This is a genomic window from Escherichia sp. 93.0816, assembly GCF_013368855.2.
GTDB classification, from domain to species: Bacteria; Pseudomonadota; Gammaproteobacteria; order Enterobacterales; family Enterobacteriaceae; genus Escherichia; species Escherichia ruysiae.
In genome coordinates this window covers 1-282 of sequence record NZ_JABWNC020000097.1, presented here as the reverse complement: position 1 = coordinate 282, position 282 = coordinate 1, and the positions used below count along the sequence as shown (strand labels likewise).

The window sequence follows — 282 nt, the reverse complement described above, 5'->3', positions numbered from 1 at the left end:
CCATCGGCGTGGTGCCGACTTTTGGTGTGACCTACACCGGTAACTATGAGTTCCCACAACCGCTGCACGATGCGTTGGATAAATTCCAGGCTGATACCGGTATCGACATCGACATGCACATCGACGCCGCCAGCGGTGGCTTCCTGGCGCCGTTCGTGGCTCCTGATATTGTCTGGGACTTCCGCCTGCCGCGCGTGAAATCGATCAGTGCTTCAGGCCACAAATTCGGTCTGGCTCCGCTCGGCTGCGGCTGGGTTATCTGGCGTGATGAAGAAGCACTGC

At 58.5% G+C, this 282-nt stretch carries 1 protein-coding gene; it reads left to right on the top strand.

What is annotated here, in order from left to right; translation table 11 throughout:
• Positions 1-282, top strand: a 282-nt coding sequence (locus HEM79_RS22435) for a pyridoxal-dependent decarboxylase (protein ID WP_286178688.1), incomplete at both ends; no start/stop codon positions are given.